This window comes from Kocuria carniphila (assembly GCF_004136555.1).
Lineage (GTDB): Bacteria > Actinomycetota > Actinomycetes > Actinomycetales > Micrococcaceae > Kocuria > Kocuria carniphila.
Map to the genome: position 1 here is coordinate 93,975 of NZ_NOIT01000007.1, position 20,169 is coordinate 114,143.

Below are 20,169 nucleotides of genomic sequence, written 5' to 3' on the forward strand. Positions count from 1 at the left end.
CGCCCAGGGTGAACGTGCGGCGACCTTCGGGCGGGCCGGCCTGGGGGTTCAGGTGAGGTTGTTCGGGTGTGCTCATGCGGTGGTGTTCTCCTGTCCTGCTGCGGCGGCGTCCACGGCCTGGGCCTCCACGGCGCGGCGGATGGCGTCTTGACGTTCCAGGACGATACGGCGCAGGCCGTTGTGCTGACCGGCCAACTGATCGAGGAAGCGCTGAGCGTCGTCGACGGTTGCCTGTGCGGCCAGGCGCGGGAACAGGCCGGCCGCGATCTGTTGGGACAACTCGTGCGTGCGGGTGATCCACACGTCGGTGACCGATTCGAAATACTTGTCCGCGTATGGAGCCACGAGTTCCTGATCATGCACACGGAAGAACCCCGCGATGGCCGCTTGTTGTTGCGAGTTGGGTAGCGAGCCGTCCACCACGATCTGCTGCCACGCGGCGGCCTTGGCCTCGGGCGTGGGGATCGCGGCGCGCGCGGTGGCCGCGGCAATCGCGCCGGTCTCCGTGTTGTCCTCAGCCAGGGCGGCGTCGATCTCGGTCTCACCGCGGCGACCTGCGGCCACCAGAGCGGTCAGCACGACCCAGCGGGTGTCGGTGTCCATGTCCACGCCGGAGGGGATGTTCTCGCCGCGGTCGAAGGCTTCGAGCTGATCGAACTGTGCCGCCGCGACAGCCCGGCGGGCGAAGGCACGGAAGAACTGCCACTGGTGATCCGAACCCGGGGCAGAGGCCTCGACCAGGTCCCAGATCGTGGCTGCGGCGGCGGCGCGGATCTCGTCCGCGTCCTTCGGAGCCAGGTAGTAGTCGAGCACGGTGTCGAGCTGACGGAGCTGAACTTGCACAGCGGTGGAATCCGTCTCGCGGCCGATGTTGGCCAACACCAACTGGACGTACGCGCGGGCGGGGGACACGCCGTCGTGCACGGCATCCCAGGCCGCACCCCACACGAGCGAGCGGGGCAGAGACTCTTCGAAGTCACCCAGGTGATTGGTCGCAGTGTCCTGCGAGCACTCGTCCAGGCGGATCTTGGCGTAGGCCAGATCGTCGTCGTTGAGCAGCACGAGGTCCGGGCGTTCGCGGCCCACGAGCTCGGGCACCTCGGTGCGCTCGCCGTCCACGTCCAGTTCCACACGGTGGGTGCGCACCAGACTGTTGGCGGCGTCGTCGTGATCGTAGAAGCCGACCGCCAAACGGTGCGGGCGGAGGGTGGGGTGGCCCTCCTGGCCGATCTGCTCGATCGCGAAGGAGGTAATCACACCGTCCTGGTCCGCCTCAACGTGCGGAATCAAGGTGTTGACGCCGGCCGTCTCGAGCCAGCGTTCGGTCCAGTCGGTGAGGTCGCGACCGCTCGCGGCCTCGAGCTCAACCATGAGGTCCGAGAGCTCGGTATTGGCCCACGCGTGCTTGCCGAAGTAGGCGTTGAGGCCGGCCATGAATTCTTCCTGACCCACCCACGCGACCAGCTGCTTGAGCACGGACGCGCCCTTGGCGTAGGTGATGCCGTCGAAGTTGACCAGCACGTCTTCGAGATCGCGGATCTCCGCCTTGATGGGGTGTGTGGTGGGCAACTGATCCTGCTCGTAACCCCAGGACTTCTCACCGGCCACGAACGTGGTCCACGCGTTGGTGTACTTGGTGTTCTGGGCGCACGCGAGCGTGGACATGTATTCCGCGAAGGATTCGTTGAGCCACAGGTCGTTCCACCAGCGCATGGTTACCAGGTCGCCGAACCACATGTGGGCGAGCTCGTGGAGCACGGTGATCGCGCGGCGTTCCACGCGCGCCTGGGACGGCTTGGAGCGGAAGATGTACTGCTCCACGAACGTCACTGCGCCGGCATTCTCCATGGCACCGGCATTGAACTGCGGGACGAACAGTTGGTCGTACTTCTCGAACGGGTACGGCACACCGAACTGCGCCTCGAAGAACTCGAAGCCCTGCTTAGTGACTTCGAACATCTCGTCCGCGTCCACGAACTCGGACAGAGACTTGCGCGAGTACAGGCCCAGGTCAATGGTGCGGCCGTCCGACGAGGTCAGTGAATCGGTGATCGATTCGTACGGACCAGCGATCAACGCGGTGATGTAGCAGGACATCACGGGAGTGGGGGAGAACTCCCACCGTGCCACACCCTCGCGGACTGGTGTGGGCTCCGGGGTGGGCTGATTGGAAACCACGGCCCAGTGATCCGGGGCAGTCACGTCAAAGCGGAACGTGGCCTTCAGATCCGGCTGCTCGAATACAGGGAACATGCGGCGGGCATCGGCCACCTCGAACTGGGAGTAGAGGTACACCTCGCCGTCCACCGGGTCCACGAAGCGGTGCAGGCCCTCGCCGGTGTTCATGTAAAACATGCGAGATTCCACGACCAGCTCGTTGGCTTCCGCGAGATCGGGCAGCTGGATGCGCACGCCGTCACTGACCTCGGCGGGGTCCAGCTGCTTCCCGTTGAGCGTGACCGACTCGACGGACGCGGTGATCGCATCGATGAACGTGCTCGCCCCGGGAGTGGCCGAAAAGCGGACCGTGGTGCGGGCTGCGAATGTCTCCGGATTATCGGTGAGATCCAGGACCACTTCATAGGAATCGACCGAAACAGTCTCCGCCCGTTGGACGGCTTCTTCTCGGGTTAAATTGATTCCGGGCACGTGAGTGATCCTCTCCTCGACTGCTGGGGGTAGGCGCGCTCCTGGCGCGCGAGCATTTAGCCATTATGGCAGTCTGCGGCCAGGATCACACCGGAACTAGCTATGATCCCTCTGATCAGCGGGTTCTGGGGGCGCTCACGGTACGGTGGTGGATGTCAGATTGCCCTCCGCGGTCACCCGGGAAAACACCCGTTCGGTGCCGCACCTGATCCAGGAGAATCCCCGCTCATGCGCGTGCACATCGCCACCGACCACGCCGGTCTCGAACTGTCCCAGTACTTCATCGAGCAGTTGTCCGCCGCCGGTTACGACATGGTCGATCACGGTCCCGAAGAGTACGACGCCGCGGATGACTACCCCGCCTTCTGCATCCACGCCGCCCGCGCCGTGAAGGAAGACCGTAATCAGGGTCTGGATTCCCTGGGCATCGTGCTCGGCGGTTCCGGCAACGGCGAGCAGATGGCCGCCAACAAGGTCGAGGGCATTCGCGCGGCACTGGCCTGGAACCTGGACACCGCCAAGCTCGCCCGCGACCACAACAACGCGCAGGTCGTGGCCATCGGTGGTCGTCAGCACTCCAAGGAAGAAGCACTCGACATCGTCAAGGCCTTCCTCGCGGAGGAATTCACCGGTGAAGACCGTCACGAACGCCGCATCGCTCAGCTGGGCGAATACGAGACCACCGGTGACATCAAGGGCAAGCTCGACCAGGTCACCGCCCGCCCCGTCGCCCAGAACTGACCGTGCCCGAAGGTCATTCCATTCATCGACTGGCTCGCCAGCTCGACGACGTTTTCGCGGGACAGTCCCTGCGTGTCTCCAGCCCGCAGGGACGTTTCGCGCAGGGCGCGGCACAGCTCGACGGCCGTGTCCTCACGGGTTCCCGGGCGCACGGCAAGCACCTCTTCATGAGTTTTGCCGCGCCGTCCGACGCCGCCGACCTTCTCATTCTGCGCTCGCACCTCGGCATTTACGGCGCGTGGAGTTTCGCCGGCGACGAGACGTTTCAAGCGGCGTCGTCGATCGGTGCGCCCCGCAAGGTGGGGGAGCAGGAAGCCAGGTCCTCGGCCGAGACATCCGTCCAGTACGACGACGCCGGGCTGGTCGTTCCCGACGCCCCCGTCGGTGCCGTGCGCGCCCGGTTGGTGGGGAAACACGGGTGGGCCGATCTGCGCGGTCCTGCACTGTGCACCGTGGAAACTCCCGAGGAAGCCGCGGTCGCGGAGGCCAAGTTGGGTCCGGACCCGCTCGACCCCGAGGCGGACCCCGAGCCGTTCATCGCCAAGGCGGGGAAGAGCAAACGTCCCATCGCCGTGTTGCTCATGGAGCAGAACGTGGTGGCAGGGATCGGCAACATCTTTCGCGCGGAGTCTCTGTTCCGCCGCGGGGTTGATCCGTTCCTTCCGGGTGCCTCCCTGAGCCGCGAAGACCTCCTGGGATTGTGGGATGAAAATGTTGCCCTCATGAACATCGGTGCGCGAGTGGGTCGCATCATCACCACCGACCCCGTGGACCGCCCCGGCATCTCCGAGGCCGAAGCCTGGCCCCACCACGGCAATTACGTGTACCACCGTCACGGCCAACCGTGCCTGCACTGCGGCACCACGATTCTGCGGCAGGACCTCAACGGCCGCGCCCTTTACTGGTGCCCGGAGTGCCAGAAGTAGCGGATTCCCCGCATTCTGAGCGCCGACCGGCATCCTTTGTGTGGCGCTAGGGTCATCCTGAGCACCCCGAAAGTACTGGCTCCGCCTCTGGTGCGCCGGTAGAACTCTCCTGTGCACCCTGGAAGGTCGGGCTCCGCCTCCGGCGCGCCGGTAGAACCTTCCTGTGCACCTCAGGCGCCGTTAGAACCTTTCTCGGGCCCGCCGAGGGTTCTAACAACCCCTCACGTGTGCGCCGTGGTCCGAGTGCCACCTCAGAAGAGGAGTTTGGTTGGAGATGGGCCGCCCGATGTGGCGAGGTCCGGGGCAGGCGTCAGGCGAAGACGGCCAGGGGTGGTTTTTCGTGGGGCGCCCTAGCCCATGGCACCCGGTGACATTTGGGGCAGAGGATCGCGGCAAAACCCGCCCTCCAGGTGTTTGCCTCTACCCCTAATGTTCTGGCCCGCAGAACTCTGCCTCAGAATGTTCTGGCCCGCAGAACTCTGCCTCAGAATGTTCTGGCCCGCAGAACTCTGCCTCAGATATTGGCAGCTCGAGACGTAGGGGTGAGGGATACGCACTCGGAGGCCCCAACACGCGGTCTTGCGCGTGAATCACCTCGGCACCCCGACACTTCGCCCCCTCGACCGCCGACGACGCTGTCTCACGTTGGTTTCGGCGGGTCGCCGCACGTTCTGTGGGCCGGTAAAACCCGCGTGTGCACCTAGTGTTTCGTTGGAACCCTTTCTGGTCCCGCCAAGGGTTCTAACGACCCCTCACGCGTGCCCTGCGGTTCTAACGGCGCTTCATGTGCGGTGGCGAGAGTGCCCTTCCACGGCGGGGTTTTGTAGGCCAAAGGTGGGTGGCGCAGAGAGCAGAGACTGTTGCGGGAACGCACAGCGGCCCTGCACTGAATCAGTGCGGGGCCGCTGTGGATATCTGAGGGGGTGACGGGAATCGAACCCGCGTAGCCAGTTTGGAAGACTGGGGCTCTACCATTGAGCTACACCCCCGGGGACACCGAAAGATTACACGAGGCGTTCGGTGCTCGCCAATTGAGAGTCAATTCAGCGGCAGCACAGGCGGAATTTCAGCTCAGCGGCATATGGCACGCTAGACTTGCACGATGTTGGTGTGTCCAAGGTCTTTTCTATGCCCGCGGACGGACATCAATGCACGGATATACACCGACAACGGGGTGTAGCGCAGTGGCTAGCGCGCCTGCTTTGGGAGCAGGAGATCGCAGGTTCGAGTCCTGTCACCCCGACGTCTGAGCGCCAACCCGCCATCAAATGGCAGGGGAGCGCTCGTTGACCGACCGGGCCAAACCTGGCCCGTGAGAACTGTTCATCCACGACCCCAGGAGTACAACGGAAGTGAAGAGCGCCGTCGAGAAACTCAACCCCACCGAGGCGAAGATCACCGTTGAGATCCCTTACGCCGATCTCAAGCCGTTTGTCGCAGAGACGTACAAGCAGCTGGCCGATCAGATTCAGATCCCCGGATTCCGCAAGGGTAAGGTCCCCTCGAAGCTCATCGACCAGCGCGTTGGCTTCGACTTCGTGATCGAGAACGCCCTGAACGAGGGCCTCAATGACTTCTACCAGCAGGCACTCGCCGAGAACGAGCTGACCCCGCTGTCCCAGCCGCAGGTTGAGGTCCTGGCCAAGCCGGAGTCCGACAACCGCGAAGCTGACACCAAGGTCGAGATCAACGTGGCCATCCGCCCCGAGATCGAGCTGCCCGACTACAAGGGCCTCAAGGTCGAGGTCGAGGCCCGTGAGGCAACGACCGAGGACGAGCAGAAGGCACTGGACGAGCTGCGTGCCCGTTTCGGCACCCTCAAGTCCGTGGACCGCCCCGCTGCCGAGGGTGACCACGTGACCCTGGACCTGCAGGCTCTGGTCGACGGCGAAGAGGTAGACGCCGCCAACGACCTGTCCTACGAGGTGGGCTCCGGAACCATGCTCGAGGGCATGGACGAGGCCGTCACCGGTCTCTCCGCAGACGAGGACGCCACCTTCGAGACCAAGTTGGCCGGCGGCGAGCACTCCGGTGCAGACGCCACCGTCAAGGTGAAGGTCACCGCCGTCAAGGAGCGCGAGCTGCCCGAGGCCGACGACGAGTTCGCTCAGTTGGCTTCCGAGTTCGACACCATTGACGAGCTCAAGGAAGACCTCAAGAAGCAGGCTTCCGAGTCCGCCGTGGTCGAACAGGGCATCGAGGCCCGTGACAAGGTCCTGGACAAGCTCGTTGAGCTCATCGAGGTCCCGGTTCCCGAAAAGGTCATCGAGGACCAACTGTCACAGCACTTCGATTCGCCGGAGGCCCAGGCTTCCGCCGAGCCCGATCACGACACCGAAGAGCACCGCGCCGAGGTTCGCGCGAACGCCGAGACCGCTTTCCGCAACGAGATCATCCTCGATGCCGTGGCCGAGGCCGAAGAGGTCGGCGTGGAGCAGTCCGAGCTGATCGACTACATCATCAACATGTCCCAGCAGTACGGCATGGATCCCAACCAGTTCGCTCAGATGCTGGACGGTTCCGGCCAGGCCGGCATGATGGTGGGCGAGGTTCGCCGCCGTAAGGCTCTCGCCAAGGTTCTCGAGTACGCGACGGTCACCGACTCCAAGGGCAACGAGGTGGACCTGTCCGCTTTCGTCGGCTCCGACGACGAGGACGAGGCTGCCACCGAAGAAGCAGTCGAGACCGAAGCCAAGTAAGCATCCATGAGCCCGCTATTCGCGGGCACACAGTGGCTCAGAACGACGCCGCAGGGGGCCTTCCACGCGAAGGTTGCCTGCGGCGTCGTCGTGCGTCGTGGACCATGCGCCAGCAGCGAACAATGGGCCTGAGCCCGCGAAACGGCGCGGGTACGGCACTACGCTGCTGAGACAGAAAGTGTTCATGGGTTGCTGTGCGCCCGGCGCGCGCAACCCCGCCCAGAAGAAAGAGGCATTCCATGACCTCCACTCCCATCCAGCCGTACGGTGCCGCACCGGTCACTCCGCGCATGGAGGACGGGGCGCCCAACGGCCAGGACGATTACGTCTACAACCGTTTGCTCAAGGAACGCATCATCTGGCTCGGTTCCGAGGTGCGTGACACCAACGCCAACCTGATCTGCTCGCAGATGCTGTTGCTCTCCGCGGAGGATCCCGAGGCGGACATCTTCCTGTACATCAACTCCCCGGGTGGCTCCGTAACTGCGGGCATGGCCATTTACGACACCATGCAGTTGATCCCCAATGACGTAGTCACCGTGGCCACCGGCCTGGCAGCCTCCATGGGCCAGTTCCTGCTGTCCTCCGGCACCAAGGGCAAGCGCTACGCGACCCCGAACGCCCGCATCCTCATGCACCAGCCCTCCGGCGGCATGGGCGGCACCGCATCCGACATCCGCGTGCAGGCCGAGCTCATCCTGTCCATGAAGAAGCGCCTGGCGGAGTTGACCGCAGAGCAGACCGGCCAGGACCTCGAGACCATCCTTCGCGACAACGACCGCGACAACTGGTTCGACGCCGAGCGCGCCCTGGAATACGGATTCTTCGACCACATCGCGCAGTCCGCCGGCAACGTGACCGGTGGCGGCGGAACCATGCGGGAATCCAAGTAACCAGCCGTAGCTGTCACGAACCACTTCAAGAATTTCAGGACGGACCAATGAATTTGCCTCACGCCACTGCACCGCAGTTGCCCACCAGCCGCTACGTGATTCCGGATTTCGAAGAGCGCACGCCTTACGGCTACCGCCGTCAGAACCCGTACACCAAGCTGTTCGAAGACCGCATCATCTTCCTGGGTGTTCAAGTGGACGACACTTCCGCTGACGACATCATGTCGCAGCTGCTGGTGCTCGAGTCCCAGGACCCGGATCGCGACATCACCATGTACATCAACTCCCCGGGCGGATCGTTCACGGCTATGACGGCCATTTACGACACCATGCAGTACATCCGCCCCGAGATCCAGACCGTGTGCCTGGGCCAGGCCGCGTCCGCAGCCTCCGTGCTGCTGGCCGGTGGCACCCCGGGTAAGCGGCTGGCACTGCCCAACGCTCGCGTGCTGATCCACCAGCCCGCGATGGAGGGTCAGGGCGGCGGTCAGGCTTCGGACATCGAGATCCAGGCCAACGAGATCATGCGCATGCGTACCTGGTTGGAAGAGACCATGGCGCTGCACACCAACAAGTCCGCCGAGGAGATCAATCGCGACATCGAGCGCGACAAGATTCTCACCGCTAAGGATGCGCTGGAGTACGGCATCATTGACCAGGTCTTGGAATCTCGTAAGATCAACAAGCCTGTCACCGTCACCCAGTAAGACGAGTAGGCTGAGCGGCGTCGCGGGAGAGTTTTTTCCGGCGACGCCGCTGCGCGTCACGTACCGGTGTCGAGCTTTGGTGCACCTTCCGCCCTCGCCTAAAGTGGTGCCGAGGGCAAACGTCTAGATGAACTGTGAGGATTGGCTATGGCGCGCATCGGAGAGAGCGTTGACCTGCTCAAATGCTCCTTCTGCGGTAAGAGCCAGAAGCAGGTGCGCAAGCTCATTGCCGGGCCCCGCGTGTACATCTGCGACGAGTGCATCGAGCTGTGCAACGAAATCATCGAAGAAGAGCTCACCGAGGTCGAAGAAACCGACCAGGTGGAACTTCCGCGCCCGCAGCAGATCCACGATCACTTGCAGGAGTACGTGATCGGTCAGGACACCGCGAAGCGCGCGTTGTCGGTGGCCGTGTACAACCATTACAAGCGCATTCGCGCAGGGGTCTCCGGGCAGACCCTCTCGATTGCTGGTTCTGACGGCAACGAAGAAGACATCGAAGTGGCCAAGTCCAATATTTTGTTGGTGGGTCCCACCGGATCCGGCAAGACCTATCTGGCACAGTCTTTGGCTCGTAAGCTGGATGTACCGTTCGCCGTGGCCGATGCCACTTCCCTCACCGAGGCCGGATACGTAGGTGAAGACGTTGAAAATATTCTCCTCAAACTTATTCAAGCTGCCGATTTCGATATCAAGAAAGCGGAGCAAGGGATTATTTACATCGACGAGATCGACAAGATTTCGCGTAAATCTGAGAACCCCTCGATCACGCGGGACGTATCGGGTGAAGGGGTCCAGCAAGCGCTCCTGAAGATCCTCGAAGGGACCGTGGCATCGGTTCCCCCGCAGGGCGGGCGCAAGCACCCCCAGCAGGAGTTCTTGCACATCGACACCACCAATGTGCTGTTCATCGTGGCCGGTGCCTTTGCCGGGCTCGACGAGATCGTTCAGCAGCGCACGGGCAAGAAGGGCATCGGCTTCGGTGCCGCTATCCGCGACACCTCCGATGTCGATCTCACCGGTCAGGTGCGCCCGGAGGACCTGCTGAAGTTCGGTCTGATCCCCGAGTTCATCGGCCGCCTCCCGGTCGTGACCACACTGTCCAAACTGTCGGTTTCGGACATGGTCCGGATCCTTACCGAGCCCAAGAATGCCTTGGTCAAGCAGTACCGCAAGCTCTTCCAGCTCGACGGCGTGGAACTCACCTTCGATCCGCAGGCCCTGGAAGCCATTGCCGAACTGGCGATCGAGCGGGGCACGGGCGCCCGCGGTCTGCGCGCCATCCTGGAAGACATCCTCATGCCGGTCATGTTCGACCTGCCCAGCCGTGACGACGTCGCGGCGGTACTGGTCACCGCGGATTCCGTGGCGAAACTGAGCGACCCCGAGGTCTTTACGCACGAGATGATCGAAGCGGAGCGGCGTCGTCATAAGTCCGCGTGACGCGTGAGCACCCCCTGAAAGCAACGCACCCGTCTGTCGAAAGGTAACCGTATGTCTGAGAAGCAGCACGTCGATTTCTGGTTCGATCCGTTGTGCCCGTGGGCCTGGATGACCTCCCGCTGGATGGAAGAGGTCACCAAGATCCGCGACGTTGAGGTGAACTGGCGCATTATCTCGCTGGGTATTCTCAACGAGAACAACCCGGACAATCACCACCAGGGCCACATCGAGTCCATGTGGATGGTGCGCGTGATCGAGGCGGCGGCGCAGAAGCACGGTGACGAATACTACAAGAAGCTCTACGACGCCATGGGCACCCGCCGTCACCCGGGCGGCATGGAGGACGAGCTGGAGATCATCCAGGAGTCCCTCGCGGAGGTCGGCCTGCCCGCTGAGCTGGCCGACGCCAAGGACTCCGAGGATTACGACGCCGCGATCCGCGCCTCAACCGAGGCCGCCCAGGCCGTGGCCGGCCAAGACATCGGCACCCCGTGCATCGCAGTGAACGGAGTGGGCTTCTTCGGCCCCGTGTTCACCCCGGCACCCAAGGGTGAGGAAGCCGGTAAGGTCTGGGACGGTGCACTCGCACTGGCCTCGTACCCCGGTTTCTACGAGATCAAGCGCGGCCGCGAGAAGGGCCCGGACTTCAGCTGAGTCAGCTCGGTCGCTGAGAGGGCTCCAGCTGATGCGCGGACCTCGGACATTCCAGTCCGCAAAAGTGCACCTAGCAGGTCCAGAACTGCACTTTCACGGACCAGGATGTTGGCCTCATATCCCATAGCTGATTAGACAACGGCGGGTGCTCCCCTAGGGGAGCACCCGCCGTTGTCATATAACCGTGCGGCTACACCTCGACCGCAGCTTCCAGCTCCACATCGCTGACGGTCAACTCACCGTCGGCATCCGTGAGCGTGAGGTCTGCGGCGTTGCCTGCGGCCTTGAGGTCGTCCAGACCCGCGCGCAGCTGCTCGAGCTGGGCGGCAGGACCGGAGACGGTGGCCGAGGTGACGGCCGTGCGCTGCTTGACCTTGGCCTCGGACTTGGACTTACGCAGACCGGACAGGGCCTCGCCCACCACGGTGAGCACCTCCGGATCGCCCTGCTGGGCCAGTCCGGCGAAACCGTCGGTCACGGGCCAGGACGCACGGTGCACCGAATCGGAACGCCACCAGGACCAGACCTCTTCGGTGGCGAAGGGGATGAACGGTGCGAACAGGCGCAACATGGTGTCCAGCGTGGTGGCCAGGGCCGCGTGCACGGACGCCTGGGCCGCTTCACCGCGCGAACCGTAGGCGCGGTCCTTGACCAGCTCCACGTAGTCGTCGGTGAAGGTCCAGAAGAAGGACTCGATGAGCTGCAACGCGCGGGCGTACTCGTATTCCTGGAACGCGGTGGTCGCACGGGTGACCACGTCCGCCAGCTGAGCGAGCAGCGATCGGTCCAGGCCGTTGATGACCACGGACTCATCCGTGCCGGAACCCAGGACGGAAGCCTCGGTGACGCCCTGCGCCAACACGAACTTGGACGCGTTGAGCAGCTTGATCGCCAAGCGGCGGCCGATCTTCATTTGGCCTTCGTCGTACGCGGTGTCCGCACCCAGACGGGCCGATGCCGCCCAGTAACGGACCGCATCCGAACCGTACTTCTCGAGCACGTCGGTCGGGACCACCACGTTGCCCTTGGACTTGGACATCTTCTTGCGGTCCGGGTCCAGGATCCAGCCGGACAGCGCCGTGTGCTGCCACGGCACGGTCTGGGCCAGGGTCTCGGCGCGCACCACGGTCGAGAACAGCCAGGTGCGGATGATGTCGTGGCCCTGCGGACGCAGATCCATGGGGAACGTGTTGGCGTGCAGCTTCTCGTCAACGGCCCAACCGGTTGCAATCTGAGGCGTGAGCGATGAGGTGGCCCAGGTGTCCAGGACATCCGGGTCAGCCATGAAGCCGCCGGGCTGATCGCGCTGTTCCTCGGTGTAGCCGGGAGCGACATCGGCCGTGGGATCCACGGGCAGCTGATCCTCGGACGGCAGCACGGGGTTGTCGTAGTCCGGCTCGCCGGACTCGTCCAGCGGGTACCAGACCGGGAACGGCACACCGAAGAAGCGTTGGCGGGAGATCAGCCAGTCACCGTTGAGGCCCTCGATCCAGTTCTCGTAGCGAGAGCGCATGAAGGTGGGGTGCCACGAGATCTCACGGCCACGTTCGATCAGCACCTCGCGGCGCTCCGCATCACGACCACCGTTGCGGATGTACCACTGGCGGGACGTGACGACCTCGAGGGGCTTGTCACCCTTCTCGTAGAAGTTCACCGGGTGCATGATCTTCTTGGGCTCACCCTCCAGGTCACCGGAGGCCTCGAGCAGTTCCACCACGGCCTTCTGCGCGGAGAACACGGTCTTGCCGGCGACCTGCGCGTAGTTCTCGGCCGGGGCGCCGTCGGCGATCCATTCCGGCTGCTCCGCGAGGAAACGGCCGTCGCGGCCGATCAGCGCACGCGTGGGGAGATTGAGTTCGCGCCACCAGGTGACGTCGGTGAGGTCACCGAACGTACAGATCATGGCGATACCCGAACCCTTGTCCGGCTTGGCGAGCGGGTGGGCCTTGACCTCGACCTCCACGTCGAACAGGGGAGAGCGCACGGTGGTGCCGAACAGCGGCTGGTAACGCTCGTCGTCCGGGTGGGCCACCAGGGCCACGCACGCGGGCAGCAGCTCGGGACGGGTGGTCTCGATGAAGACCTTCTCGCCGTCCGGTCGGTGGAAGGAGACGCGGTGGTAGGCGCCCTCGCGTTCGCGGTCCTCGAGTTCGGCCTGGGCAACCGCGGTGCGGAAGGTGACGTCCCACATGGTGGGAGCCTCGGCCATGTAGGCGTTACCGGCTTCGAAGTCCTTCAGGAATGCGAGCTGGGAGACCTTGCGGGAGTGAGCGTCAATGGTGCGGTAGGTACGGTTCCAGTCCACGGACAGACCCAGTGTGGAGAAGAGGTGCTCGAAGACCTTCTCGTCCTCCACAGCGAGCTCTTCACACAGTTCGATGAAGTTCTGGCGGGAGACCACGTCCCAGTCGCGCTGGTTCTTGGCCGGCTTTTCCGGGGGGCGGTAACCCTCGATGTAGGGCTTGCCGGGTTCGCAGCGCACGCCGTAGTAGTTCTGCACGCGGCGCTCGGTGGGCAAGCCGTTGTCGTCCCAGCCCAGCGGGTAGAACACGTTCTTGCCGCTCATCCGCTGGTAGCGGGCGATCACGTCCGTCTGCGTGTAGGAGAACATGTGTCCCACGTGCAGGGAGCCGGAGGCCGTGGGAGGGGGAGTGTCGATCGAGTAGACGGACTCACGAGTGGTGTCCTCGTCGAAGGCGTAGGTGCCGTTCTCGCGCCACTGCGCGGAGTACTTGTCCTCCAGACCCTCCAGGGCCGGCTTGTCGGGAACGTTCACCGCGGTGGTGGACGCAGCGCTGTCACTGAAATTGGGCGTGTCTGTACCCTCAAGATTTTGTGCCATGTGCCCCAGTCTCTCATGCAATCCGGCCCCAACCGGCCTAGCGTGGGGTCATGGCACAGTTGCAGATCAAGCGCGTTCGTGAGGACAGGTCCCCGGACGACGGCGCTCGCATCCTGGTCGACAGATTGTGGCCTCGCGGGGTGAGCAAGGACCACGCGGCCCTGGATCACTGGTTCAAGGAGCTCGCACCCACGGACGACCTCAGGAAGTGGTTCGGCCACGATCCCGAGAAGTTCGAGGAGTTCACCAAGCGGTACCGGAAAGCACTGGATGAGGACGCGTCCGGTCAGGTGGCGGAACTTCAGCAGGCACTGAGAGGCGTGGAGAAAGCGACCCTGCTCTATGACGCCCACGACGAGGAACACAACAACGCCGTGGTGCTCCTGGGGTGGTTGCGCGACCACCGCAGCGGCTTCTGAAACATACTAATCAAGTTCGATTAGGTATTTATCTTGAAACAATAAGTTGACTACGGTGGTGAGTATGACTCAGAACACAGACACCACTTACGCAAACCCCAAGCCCGCAGGCAATGGCAAGGTTGCCGTGGTGACCGGCGCCTCGACCGGTATCGGTGAGGCCACCGTGGAACGGCTGCGCAACAGCGGCTGGACCGTCTATGCCGTGGCACGCCGTGCGGACCGCCTCGAGGATCTCGCCCAGCGCACCGGTGCTATCGCTGCGCCGACCGATATCACTGACGCCGCTCAGGTCGATGCCCTGCGCGACAAGGTGCTCTCCGAGCAGAAAACCGTGGATGCCGTACTCAATATTTCCGGCGGTGCCCGCGGCACCGACAAGATTCTTGACGCCAAGGATGAGGACTGGGACTGGATGTTCCAGGTCAACGTGATGGGCACCCTGCGCGTGACTCGCGCATTCCTGCCCGCCCTGCGCGAGAACGGTGAGGGCACCGTGGTCAACCTGACCTCGTTGGCCGCCTTCCGTGCCTACGAGGGCGGTGCCGGTTACAACGCAGCCAAGTACGCGGAGCGCTCCATGACCGAAGCCCTGCGCCTTGAAGAGGCCGAGCACAATGTGCGCGTGGTCGAGGTGGCACCGGGCCTGGTGCACACTCCAGAGTTCTCCCTCATGCGTCTCGGCGGCGACCAAGAAGCCGCGGACAAGGTCTACGCCGGTGTGGAGAAGCCGCTCACGGGCGCGGATGTGGCTGAGGTGCTCGCCTTCGCTGTTGAGCTGCCGCACCACGTGAACATCGACACGCTCACCGTGAAGCCGGTCGCCCAGGCGGCCATTCACAAGATGATTCGCAAGGAATCCTGACACTCATCGAGTACTGAGCGGGCCCCGCCGAAAAATTTTTCGGCGGGGCCCGCACTCATCTTGTCAGAAGCCGCTCGAATAAATTAGGTTAGCCTAACCTGATCTAATTGGACTGTTCGAGGAGCCACAGTGCCCGCATCTTCACCTTCATCTCCCACACCCGCCGTGACCCGACGCCGCCTGCTCGGCTCCGGTCTGGCGCTCGCCTCGCTCGTTGGCCTGGCCGCGTGTTCCACCGGTTCACGCGGTGGGGAGGGCGAGAATACCGGCGGCGCAGCGGCGCAGTCGAGTGCTACCGACAGCTTCCCCGTGGAGGTGAAGCACGCCCTGGGCACCACCACAGTGGACGCCGAACCCCAGCGCGTGGTGGCCATCGGCGGCAGCAACAACCAGGACTTCGTGACTGCGCTGGGCGTGGTGCCCGTGGGCGTGGCCACGGTGGCCTGGGGTGGTAACGCCAACGGTTCGACCGATTGGTTCGACCAGGCTGTGACCGACCTGGGCGGCGAGAAGCCCCAGCAGTTCGATGAGGCGGACGGAACCAACTTCACCGCCGTGGCCGAGCTGACCCCGGACCTGATCGTGGCCGTGAACTCGGGCATTACGCAGGAGGACTACGAGCGCCTCTCCAAGATCGCCCCCGTGGTCGCGTATCCCACGGGCCCGTGGGTGAGTTCGTGGCAGGACCAGCAGCGCGCGGTGGCCAAGGCGCTGGGTCGTTCCCAGGCCGGCGACGACCTGATCAAGGAGACCGAAGATCTGCTGTCGCAGCGCGGTGAGGATCTGGGCGACGCTGCCGGCAAGACCTTCATCTACGGTGACACCACGCAGAAGCTCGGCTTCTACGGCCCGGGCGATGCCCGCCCCCGTTTCTTCGAGGCGATCGGCCTGGAACTGGCACCCGTGGTCAAGGAGAACGTGACCGAGGACGAGTTCTGGCGCGAGTGGCCCGAGGAGCGCGCGGACGAACTCAAGAGCGACCTGTACATCAGCGTGGCCGAGGACGAGGCCGCCGCCGAGAAGTTCAAGAACGACCCCATGCTGCGCACCATTCCCGCGGTCGCTGCGGGTCACTCGATCTTCACGACCAACAAAACTGACGTCGTCTCCACCCTGGCGCCTTCACCGCTGTCCTTGCCCCACGCCGTGGACGTTTACGTTCCCGCCGTTCGTGACGCCCTGGGGTCGCAGTCCTCGTGAACGTGAGCGCCACCCGGACCGAGGCGGTGCCTCGCACGGTCACGATGCGACGACGACACTTGTCGTGGCCGGTCCTGCTCGGCTGTCTACTGGTGGCGCTCGCGGTGTCCGTGGCCGTGGGGACCCGCCCGGTGGACCTGGCCGTCACGTGGTCGGTGCTGCCGCACGCCGTGATGGGAGATACCCAGTCGGTCTCCGGAGTACCCGCGCTCGACGCCGCCGTGGTCGAGTCCCGTGTATGGCGCACCGCGGCCGGCGTGCTCACGGGCGCGGCGCTCGCCGTGGCCGGAGCGCTCCTGCAGGGTGCCACGCGCAACCCGCTGGGCGATCCCGGAATCCTGGGACTCACCGCGGGTGCCGCGTGCGCCGTGGTCACGGGTGCCGTGCTGGGCGGACTCGTTTCGCCCGGTTCTCAGCTGTGGCTGGCGGCCCTCGGTTCCGCGGTGGCCATGCTGCTCGTGTATGGGCTGGCCACGGCGGCCAAGGGTGGCGCCCGTCCCGTAACCCTTGCGCTGACGGGTGCCGCGATCTCCGCGGGGTTGGGGGCGCTCACGAGCGCCATGCTGCTCACAGACCAGGCGACTTTCAACTCGTTCCGCACGTGGCAGGTGGGTGACCTGTCCCGGCCGGACGGCACGTTCCTACTGTTGGCGGCGCCCGTGATTCTGGTGGGTCTGGTCTTGGCCTGGCCGCTGGGCGGCTCCCTGGATACCCTCAGTCTGGGCGACGCGCTGGGTCGCGGCCTGGGCGCCCATCCCGCGCTGATTCGTTTGCTCGCCGGTGTGGCGGTGGTGCTGTTGGCCGGCACCGCCACCGCGTTGGCCGGCCCGCTCGTGTTCTGCGGTTTGCTCGTGCCCCACGCCGTGCGCGCGTTCGTCGGGGTGTCCTATCGCCGCGTGATTCCCGCGTGCATACTGGCCGGTCCCGTGGTGGTCCTGCTCGCTGACACCGTAGCGCGCGTTGCGCTCCCGGATCGTGAACTGCAGGTGGGTATCGCCCTGGTGATCATCGGTGCGCCCGCGCTCGTGGCCATCGTGCGCCGCAAGGGGGTGGTGACGGCGTGAGCCAGACACTGACCACCCGCCCCGTTGCAGCTCAGCCCGCCCGGACCACGGTCGAGAAGGTCCACGACGGACGACGCCGCACTAATCGCAAGCTGCGCAGGGTCACCCTCGGGTTGTGCATGGCTCTACTGGTGTGTTCTTTCGCCCGCATCGCCCTGGGCAAGTACGTGGTGGCGGTTCCGGATCTGATCTCGGTGCTCGCCGGAAGCTACGACGGTCCCGCCAATTACATCGTGTGGGACGTGACCCTGCCGCGCACCGTGCTGGGCATCCTCACGGGTGTCTGTTTCGGACTCGGTGGACACCTGTTTCAACGGGTACTGCGCAACCCGCTGGCCTCCCCGGACATCATGGGCGTCTCCTTCGGGGCGGGTCTGGCCGCGGTCGTGGCCATCACCTTGGGCGGCCTTTCGGGTGCCGCCGTGACGGTCAGTTCCCTGGCCGGAGCCTTCCTGCTCATGGCCGCGGTGATCCTCGCCGCCGGTGGCACCCGGGCAAATATCGGACGCTTGGTGCTCACCGGTGTTGCCGCCGGATCACTGACCACGGCCGGTATCAACGGCGTGCTCACGCGTTCCGATATCTACGCGGCCCAAGACGCTCTGCAGTGGCTGACCGGCTCGTTGAACTCCGCGCGGTGGAGCGACATCGCCCTCGTGGGAATTTCGCTGCTCGTTCTGCTGCCACTGTGCGCACTGTTGGCACCCTCCGTGGATGCCATGGGCACAGGCGATCAACTGGCCTCCGGGCTCGGTGTCCGTGTGCTCCCGGTACGACTCACCGCCCTCGCCCTCGCCGTGGTGTTCGTGGCCGTGGCCGCATCCGTGGTGGGACCGGTGGCCTTCGTTGCCTTCATGGCCGCGCCCATCGCCCGGGGCCTCACCGGCGGTGCCGGTCTGGCTCACCATGCGGCCCTCGTGGGGGCACTGCTGATGGTTGTCTCCGACTACATCGCCGCCGAGGCCCTGCCCGGGATCGCCCTACCCGTGGGCGTTGTGACGGCCGCCGCCGGCGCACCCGTTCTGTTGTGGCTGCTGACCGGTCGCGGAAAGGCTGAATCATGAAACTCTCCGAGCACTCGTCGATCGACGCGCCGGATTTGACCGAAGGGGCACCCTTGACCGCACGGCCCACCTCTTCCACGGCGCAGGGCACGGCCGCGCCGGAGGCAATGTCGTTGCGGATCCGTAACCTCACGGCGGACTACGGTGCGGGGCCCGTCCTGAGCGAGATCTCCCTGGACATCCCACGCGGCGCCATCACCGTTCTGGTCGGTGCCAACGGCTGTGGCAAGTCCACGCTCCTCAAGACCATTGCGCGCCAGCTCAAGCCCACCCACGGCGAGGTGCTGCTGGACGGCGAGGACACAGGAACCTGGTCGCGCACCCAGTTCGCCCGGCGCGTCGGCTTCCTCCCGCAGGATCCGGTGGCCCCGGAGGGCGTCACCGTGCTCGACCTGATCTCGCGTGGTCGTCACCCGCACCGGGGTGCGTTCGGGCGTTGGCGTCCCACTGATGATCAGGCCATCGCGGAAGCGGTGGAACTGACCGGATTGGAGAGCTATCTGGACCGTCAGGTCACCGAGCTCTCGGGCGGCCAACGCCAGCGCGTGTGGATTGCCCTGGCCTTGGCTCAACAGACGAACGTGCTGCTGTTGGACGAACCCACCACATACTTGGACATCGCCCATCAGGTGGAGGTCCTGGACATCCTGTCGGACCTGCAACGACAGCGCGGGATCACCCTGGTCATGGTGCTGCACGAACTGAACATGGCCGCCCGCTACGCGGACCAGTTGGTGGCCATCAAAGATGGGGTAGTGCTGGCCGCGGGTACCGCGGAGGAGGTCATGACCGATCACACCGTCAGCGAGGTCTTCGGAATGCCCGCCCGGGTCCTGCACGATCCCGAATCCGACGCCCGACTGGTGGTTCCGTCGCGAACCCGCCGAGCGGCGTCGTCGACACCCGAGATCCACGAACCGAACGCAACCGAGAAAGGGACGAATGACTGAGATCCAAGCCGTCATGACCCGCGTGACCCGCACCGAGATGGTGGGGGAGCACCTGGTCCGGGTGAGTGTGGCCGGGGACGAACTCTGGACCCTGCCGTGGGGCGAATCCGGTCCCGGGCCTCGGGCGGACGCGTACTTCAAGTTGCTGATCCCCGCGCCGGGACGTGACCACGAGCGCATTGACACGTCGGACATGTCCCGGTGGCGGCAGGAGTTCCTGTCACGCCCCGAGGACGAGCGCGGCTGGATCCGCACCTATACCCTCCGGGACGCACGCGTGCTGACCGGCGGGCACGGGGATGTCGCGGAAGCCGTTCCCGAGATGGACATCGACGTGGTGGTGCACGAGGACGAAGTGCACGGAGGACTGGGCCCCGGCGCGCGCTGGGGCTCCGAACTGGCCCCCGGCGACACGGTGCAATTGATGGTGCCCTCGGCCAGTGGTGCGTGGTGGGCCGGCTGGGACGAGCACCGAGCGCGGAACAATCGGGTGGTCATAGCCGCAGACGAAACGGCGCTACCGGCGGCCGCCGCCATCGTCGACTGCGTGGATCGGTCCATCTCGCTGCGAGATGATTCCGTGCACGCGACCGGTGCAGCACAATCCCTGCACGTAGCCGTGGAAGTCCCCGTGCACGGTGACGCGACAATGCCCGCCGGACCGGCCGCGTTGTCACGCGGGGTAATGACCGACGGGGACATCCGGGTCACCCTCGAGAGCGGCACCGAATTGACCTGGACGTGGCTTGCTCGCGGTGAAACAGCTGCTCGCAACGAGCTCCTGGAGTCCTGGCTCAGCCGACAACTCGAGGGCCGGGAAGGAACGGCGCGCCACGCGGCGTCGTCGGCGGTCGACGAACGAGAGGATGACACCGGCGACTTCGTGTGGGCCACCGCGGATGCCACCGGGGCCGGTCCGTACTGGTTCTTGGCCGCGGAATCCTCCGCCGTGAAATCGTTGCGGCGCATGTGTGTGGCACACGGGGTTCAGAAAACTGACATATCGTTCATGGGGTACTGGAAACGGGGACGCGCCACGGAGTAACCGCTGTC

Annotated in this window: 16 protein-coding genes and 2 tRNA genes; 15 read left to right on the forward strand and 3 right to left on the reverse strand. The window is 64.8% G+C overall.

Features of this window, described 5'->3' with window-relative positions; genetic code table 11:
* Window positions 1-72 precede the first annotated feature (72 nt).
* Window positions 73-2,649: an aminopeptidase N gene (gene pepN, locus EWV37_RS06630; RefSeq protein WP_129700592.1), complete on the reverse strand. Its 2,577-nt coding sequence runs from the start codon at window positions 2,647-2,649 to the stop codon at window positions 73-75.
* Between the two features lie 228 nt (window positions 2,650-2,877).
* On the opposite strand from pepN, the gene EWV37_RS06635 reads away from it, so the two are divergent.
* Complete coding sequence (locus EWV37_RS06635; protein ID WP_129700594.1) at window positions 2,878-3,390, forward strand: ribose-5-phosphate isomerase; 513 nt, start codon at window positions 2,878-2,880, stop codon at window positions 3,388-3,390.
* 2 nt (window positions 3,391-3,392) lie between these two features.
* Window positions 3,393-4,316, forward strand: coding sequence for an Fpg/Nei family DNA glycosylase (locus EWV37_RS06640; protein ID WP_129700596.1), 924 nt, complete (start codon window positions 3,393-3,395; stop codon window positions 4,314-4,316).
* A gap of 918 nt (window positions 4,317-5,234) precedes the next feature.
* Here EWV37_RS06640 and EWV37_RS06645 read toward each other — a convergent pair.
* Window positions 5,235-5,305, reverse strand: a tRNA-Gly gene (locus EWV37_RS06645).
* 181 nt (window positions 5,306-5,486) lie between these two features.
* Between EWV37_RS06645 and EWV37_RS06650 the strand changes: the two genes are divergently transcribed.
* The 6 genes from EWV37_RS06650 to EWV37_RS06675 all read left to right on the forward strand — a co-directional run bounded on the left by EWV37_RS06650 (window position 5,487) and on the right by EWV37_RS06675 (window position 10,712).
* Window positions 5,487-5,559: transfer RNA gene (locus EWV37_RS06650), tRNA-Pro, on the forward strand.
* Window positions 5,560-5,668: 109 nt separating this feature from the next.
* Window positions 5,669-7,015 (forward strand): trigger factor, encoded by a 1,347-nt coding sequence (tig, locus tag EWV37_RS06655; RefSeq protein ID WP_095798230.1) that lies wholly within the window; start codon window positions 5,669-5,671, stop codon window positions 7,013-7,015.
* A gap of 290 nt (window positions 7,016-7,305) precedes the next feature.
* Window positions 7,306-7,908, forward strand: a complete 603-nt coding sequence (locus EWV37_RS06660) for an ATP-dependent Clp protease proteolytic subunit (RefSeq protein WP_095798314.1) — start codon at window positions 7,306-7,308, stop codon at window positions 7,906-7,908.
* A gap of 47 nt (window positions 7,909-7,955) precedes the next feature.
* The gene (locus EWV37_RS06665; protein WP_016996481.1) at window positions 7,956-8,615 is read left to right on the forward strand and encodes an ATP-dependent Clp protease proteolytic subunit; all 660 of its coding nucleotides are present in this window, start codon (window positions 7,956-7,958) and stop codon (window positions 8,613-8,615) included.
* A 147-nt stretch (window positions 8,616-8,762) separates the two neighbouring features.
* On the forward strand, window positions 8,763-10,058 hold the full coding sequence (gene clpX, locus EWV37_RS06670) for an ATP-dependent Clp protease ATP-binding subunit ClpX (RefSeq protein ID WP_095798228.1): 1,296 nt from the start codon (window positions 8,763-8,765) through the stop codon (window positions 10,056-10,058).
* Window positions 10,059-10,109: 51 nt separating this feature from the next.
* A complete protein-coding gene (locus EWV37_RS06675; protein WP_129700598.1) occupies window positions 10,110-10,712 on the forward strand; it encodes a mycothiol-dependent nitroreductase Rv2466c family protein in 603 nt (200 codons plus the stop codon).
* A 190-nt stretch (window positions 10,713-10,902) separates the two neighbouring features.
* Here EWV37_RS06675 and valS read toward each other — a convergent pair whose 3' ends face one another.
* Window positions 10,903-13,554 (reverse strand): valine--tRNA ligase, encoded by a 2,652-nt coding sequence (gene valS, locus EWV37_RS06680; RefSeq protein ID WP_129700600.1) that lies wholly within the window; start codon window positions 13,552-13,554, stop codon window positions 10,903-10,905.
* Window positions 13,555-13,604: 50 nt separating this feature from the next.
* On the opposite strand from valS, the gene EWV37_RS06685 reads away from it, so the two are divergent.
* The 7 genes from EWV37_RS06685 to EWV37_RS06715 all read left to right on the forward strand — a co-directional run bounded on the left by EWV37_RS06685 (window position 13,605) and on the right by EWV37_RS06715 (window position 20,161).
* Window positions 13,605-13,973: a DUF488 domain-containing protein gene (locus tag EWV37_RS06685; RefSeq protein ID WP_095798225.1), complete on the forward strand. Its 369-nt coding sequence runs from the start codon at window positions 13,605-13,607 to the stop codon at window positions 13,971-13,973.
* Between the two features lie 64 nt (window positions 13,974-14,037).
* A complete protein-coding gene (locus EWV37_RS06690; RefSeq protein WP_095798224.1) occupies window positions 14,038-14,838 on the forward strand; it encodes an SDR family oxidoreductase in 801 nt (266 codons plus the stop codon).
* 129 nt (window positions 14,839-14,967) lie between these two features.
* Complete coding sequence (locus EWV37_RS06695; RefSeq protein ID WP_238663102.1) at window positions 14,968-16,038, forward strand: iron-siderophore ABC transporter substrate-binding protein; 1,071 nt, start codon at window positions 14,968-14,970, stop codon at window positions 16,036-16,038.
* A 2-nt stretch (window positions 16,039-16,040) separates the two neighbouring features.
* Window positions 16,041-17,102 (forward strand): FecCD family ABC transporter permease, encoded by a 1,062-nt coding sequence (locus EWV37_RS06700; protein ID WP_238663104.1) that lies wholly within the window; start codon window positions 16,041-16,043, stop codon window positions 17,100-17,102.
* Window positions 17,099-18,166 carry a FecCD family ABC transporter permease gene (locus EWV37_RS06705; protein WP_238663105.1) on the forward strand — a complete coding sequence of 356 codons (1,068 nt, stop codon included), beginning with the start codon at window positions 17,099-17,101 and terminating at the stop codon, window positions 18,164-18,166. Before EWV37_RS06700 ends, EWV37_RS06705 begins: the two co-directional genes overlap by 4 nt.
* The gene (locus tag EWV37_RS06710) at window positions 18,163-19,116 is read left to right on the forward strand and encodes an ABC transporter ATP-binding protein (RefSeq protein ID WP_129700602.1); all 954 of its coding nucleotides are present in this window, start codon (window positions 18,163-18,165) and stop codon (window positions 19,114-19,116) included. Before EWV37_RS06705 ends, EWV37_RS06710 begins: the two co-directional genes overlap by 4 nt.
* On the forward strand, window positions 19,109-20,161 hold the full coding sequence (locus EWV37_RS06715; RefSeq protein ID WP_129700604.1) for a siderophore-interacting protein: 1,053 nt from the start codon (window positions 19,109-19,111) through the stop codon (window positions 20,159-20,161). The genes EWV37_RS06710 and EWV37_RS06715 overlap by 8 nt, the downstream gene beginning before the upstream one ends.
* The last annotated feature ends 8 nt before the right edge of the window (window positions 20,162-20,169 follow it).

What these genes read in the sequence shown, in the direction of transcription:
- EWV37_RS06715 (WP_129700604.1), top strand. Translation starts at nt 19,109, where the DNA reads ATGACTGAGATCCAAGCCGTCATGACCCGCGTGACCCGCACCGAGATG.
- EWV37_RS06690 (WP_095798224.1), top strand. Translation starts at nt 14,038, where the DNA reads ATGACTCAGAACACAGACACCACTTACGCAAACCCCAAGCCCGCAGGC.
- EWV37_RS06710 (WP_129700602.1), top strand. Translation starts at nt 18,163, where the DNA reads ATGAAACTCTCCGAGCACTCGTCGATCGACGCGCCGGATTTGACCGAA.
- EWV37_RS06665 (WP_016996481.1), top strand. Translation starts at nt 7,956, where the DNA reads ATGAATTTGCCTCACGCCACTGCACCGCAGTTGCCCACCAGCCGCTAC.
- clpX (WP_095798228.1), top strand. Translation starts at nt 8,763, where the DNA reads ATGGCGCGCATCGGAGAGAGCGTTGACCTGCTCAAATGCTCCTTCTGC.
- EWV37_RS06675 (WP_129700598.1), top strand. Translation starts at nt 10,110, where the DNA reads ATGTCTGAGAAGCAGCACGTCGATTTCTGGTTCGATCCGTTGTGCCCG.
- valS (WP_129700600.1), bottom strand. Translation starts at nt 13,554, where the DNA reads ATGGCACAAAATCTTGAGGGTACAGACACGCCCAATTTCAGTGACAGC.
- EWV37_RS06635 (WP_129700594.1), top strand. Translation starts at nt 2,878, where the DNA reads ATGCGCGTGCACATCGCCACCGACCACGCCGGTCTCGAACTGTCCCAG.
- EWV37_RS06660 (WP_095798314.1), top strand. Translation starts at nt 7,306, where the DNA reads ATGGAGGACGGGGCGCCCAACGGCCAGGACGATTACGTCTACAACCGT.
- EWV37_RS06685 (WP_095798225.1), top strand. Translation starts at nt 13,605, where the DNA reads ATGGCACAGTTGCAGATCAAGCGCGTTCGTGAGGACAGGTCCCCGGAC.